The 2,636-nt window shown below is 54.0% G+C and carries 3 protein-coding genes; 2 read left to right on the top strand and 1 reads right to left on the bottom strand.

What is annotated here, in order from left to right:
- Nucleotides 1-127: 127 nt before the first annotated feature.
- Entirely contained in the window at nucleotides 128-745 is a 618-nt protein-coding gene (locus tag AC1DT2_RS20330; RefSeq protein ID WP_477298340.1) for a hypothetical protein, read from the top strand.
- Nucleotides 711-1,946, top strand: a complete 1,236-nt coding sequence (locus AC1DT2_RS20325) for an Eco57I restriction-modification methylase domain-containing protein (RefSeq protein ID WP_477298339.1) — start codon at nucleotides 711-713, stop codon at nucleotides 1,944-1,946. The genes AC1DT2_RS20330 and AC1DT2_RS20325 overlap by 35 nt, the downstream gene beginning before the upstream one ends.
- Before the next feature lie 212 nt (nucleotides 1,947-2,158).
- Here AC1DT2_RS20325 and AC1DT2_RS20320 read toward each other — a convergent pair.
- Nucleotides 2,159-2,636 (bottom strand): hypothetical protein (locus tag AC1DT2_RS20320; protein ID WP_477298338.1); only part of this gene is annotated, 478 nt, incomplete at its 5' end.

Raw genomic sequence — 2,636 nt, 5'->3', positions numbered from 1 at the left:
GACCGGGATCAGAGTGCCAATACGCTAAAAGATCTCGCCGAAGAGATTGTATTCGTACGAGATGAAATCCAAGGAATTCTCGAAGGGCTCGCTAAAGAGCCTAAGAAGAACTGACTGAGCAGCGAAAATGAAATGGATTCTCATCAACAAGTCAAAGACCGCTCAACCGACGGCGGGAAACTATTCAAAGTGGAAACCTATTCTTCGTAAAGAGGGAATGCATCAGTGCGTTTATTGCGCCATCCACGAAGGATCGTTCGGAGGAGAGCGCAACTTTCACGTTGAGCATCACAAGCCGAAGAAGCAGTTCCCAAAGCTGGTAGATGATATTCATAACTTGTTCTACTGCTGTGCGATTTGCAACTCATTCAAGGGGAGCGATTGGCCGGAAGACCCGACGCTGCAATACCCTTATCCGGCTGGCATCGACTACTCAACATTTTTAGGTGTCGACGTGAACTCGAGCGTTGTTAGCAACGAGCGTCACGGCAGGTACATTATCGAACGCCTGTACTTGAATCGCCCGCAGTTGATTCTCATGCGACAATTCTCCGCCGCACTGGAGGAGATCAGGGGCGAGCTGCCCACTCTGCGTCGACTCATCACACAAGACACGCTGAGCGGACCGACCCTGTCGAAGCTTAGCCTCACCCTGGTCCGGGCGGTCGAGCTCTTGTCGAAAGTCCCCGCCGTCGTACCGTACAATTCCGATGATGTATCTCGACAAAAGCATGCGCGAAACTGATTTGTGGACCGATGTCGGAGTGCATCCGACCCCGGCGGACCTGGCTGACTCCTTTGCCGAGTTCGTCGCATCCCATGTATCAGTCCCACGAGGCACCCGGCGAGCTGTTCGTTTGCTCGACGCATTCGCCGGCGATGGGCGCCTTGGCCACGCGGTGGCTAACGCACTGACAAAAAAAGGGATATTGGTAGAACTTCATTGCGCTGAGGTCGCACGATCTGCTGTAGCGCGCATTCCAAAGAACGGAAGCGGTTACAAGGTACGGACTCTCCAGGGAGATGTCTTCTCCACCCTCGAGGAAACGTTCGACCTGGTCGTCAGCAACCCGCCATATCTTTCGATGAATCGAGCAACAACAGAGGCCTTCGGCTTCGATTGGGAAATTGCCAAGGGATTTGGGGCGAACCTTTATTGCCTCGCAATTCGTAAGTGCCTCGAGCTGACAACCCCTGAGGGACATGCGTTTGTGCTCGCTCCCTATGGCTGGATAAACAATAGGCGATGCCATGGGCTAAGAGCATATGTGGCGAAGTGGGCCAGCAGCATCGACGTTCTCGCCTTTGACGACCGAAATCTTTTCCCTAACGTCAGCCAAGATATCGGTTTTCAGGCTTTCCTTCGGCGCGACAAGCCCGCGCTCAGAAAGAAAATTCCTCACATCATGTTTTCACACGGTGATGAAGAGTCGAGGCAGGCAAAACTTCATACCAGAAAGCGAAGCAGCCAAGGGGCGCGCGCCAGGGTGGGGCCACTCGTCTGGAATCGGTGCCGAGATATGCTTCGCTCAGACCCCGCCGCCGGCTTTCCTATAGTCAACGGCGGCAACATTCGCCACGACGGGACGCTCGACTTTGATTTGCCGAGGTACCGCGACCGCCAGTACGCGGCGAACAGCTGTGTCCCGGCTAGCTTCGTCTCCACGGGCCCTATGCTTCTCTTGAAGAGAACCATGCGCGGAGCGCCTGGCGCATGGTCAATAGATGCCGCTCTCATATTAGACGATAGTTTCAAGTGCATCGCAGAAAATCACGTCATTGTGGTAACGCTGGACACGATGAGCAAACAATCGGCCAGTGCATACACCAYACGACTAATTAGTCGGATCCTCTGGTCGCATAGGCTTCATGGTCACCCGAACATATCCGCTCAGATCGTTTCACAAGCAATGGATTGGATGCGTCGAATGAAAAGGCCCGTTTAGAAGACCCAGGGAACTCCGCGACCAGTGACGCGCAACGTAGGCACGCGGTGCAACCCGATTGTGCAGTATCGCCCGAGCGCTAAGATTGAACATCCACCGAGCGGTGAGTTGAGACGTGGCGCATCCATGCATCAGAGCAATGAAGAACCCGACCGACGTGCCGGCACCACAAAGCGCACGCTGGGTCACTTGACGTACGAGGCAGCGCGCATCTATGTCGCGACGTTACGAGCGCCTACCGCTTGCGCACGTCGAAAATGAGCCACTTTCTGAATGATTGAAAGAAATGTTAGAAGCTCCTTTACGCAAGGTTCTTGAGAGAACAAAGGACATTTGCGATCTTCATTCACATCGAAGCCCACCTTGCACGCCGCGCGTCCGTTCTCAATGATCAAGATCCGTGTGTCATTCACGGCTTCGATCCCCGGCTCGTCAAAGCGCCCCCAATAAGTTCTAGGTTCGTCTTGATCTTCTATTAAATCGCGAGAGAGGCACGAAATTCGATCGCAATCCGCTGAACAGACATCACGGATCTCTTGGAGAGTCTGGGCGAGTATCGGTCCAAGAAGAAAGCTGAGAACGTCGTACGGAAAAGGTTTCGAGACGTCCCCTCGATGAATCGCAAGGAGCAACAGTTCGGCCGTGGACTCTACAGACGCGCCTTCCAGCACCAAGAGCAACGCGTACGCG

Source organism: Luteibacter sp. P4_E6, assembly GCF_056401535.1.
The sequence above is the reverse complement of the archived record's forward strand: the minus strand, read 5'-3'. Positions and strand labels throughout refer to the sequence as shown.

Excerpts from the sequence above, each read along its gene's own strand:
- AC1DT2_RS20330 (WP_477298340.1), top strand. The coding sequence starts at position 128 with ATGAAATGGATTCTCATCAACAAGTCAAAGACCGCTCAACCGACGGCG.